Annotated in this window: 1 protein-coding gene; it reads right to left on the bottom strand. The window is 63.1% G+C overall.

Going from position 1 to position 561, the window contains the following annotated elements; genetic code table 11:
* Nucleotides 1-561, bottom strand: a 561-nt coding sequence (locus NKH33_RS33160; protein ID WP_352923748.1) for an IS110 family RNA-guided transposase, incomplete at both ends; no start/stop codon positions are given.

Here is a 561-nt window from a genome sequence, read left to right as displayed (position 1 = left end):
ACGTCTTCATCCTCTCGGGCACGCCGTGCAATCTCGGCATCGAGCTGCTTGATCCTTTCCTCCAGCGATCTCAGCGTATCGACCAGCACGGTGAGGGCCAGGCGGGCTGCTTCTGGCAGATCGCCCTCAGGATCCTCTACCTTTTCCATCAGCTTGGCAGTATGTGAAGGGCCCTGGGCAACGACCAGTCCATATTCTGCAAGATGGCCGCGCAAGGCGTTGATCGTCTGGGTGCGCTGCCGCACCAGCAGATCACGAGCCCGGAATACGGCCGCACTCGCCTGCTCCTCCTCACTCTTCACGGCGACAAAGCGCATGGTCGGCCGCTGCGCGGCCTCGCAGATCGCCTCGGCATCGGCGGCGTCGTTCTTCTGCCGCTTCACGAAAGGCTTCACATAGGATGGCGGGATCAGACGAACGGTGTGCCCGAGCTTGCCGATCTCGCGCGCCCAGTGATGCGCCCCAGAACAGGCCTCCATGGCGACCAAGCAGGCCGGCTGCCCAGCGAGAAACGCAAGCACCTTGTCGCGTCGCAGTTGCTTGCGGAAAACAATGGCGCCC

The organism is Mesorhizobium sp. M1182, from assembly GCF_040318335.1.
In the GTDB taxonomy this organism is placed as follows: domain Bacteria; phylum Pseudomonadota; class Alphaproteobacteria; order Rhizobiales; family Rhizobiaceae; genus Mesorhizobium.
Note: the sequence above shows the minus strand (reverse complement) of the source record. Positions and strands in the feature narration are given on the sequence as shown.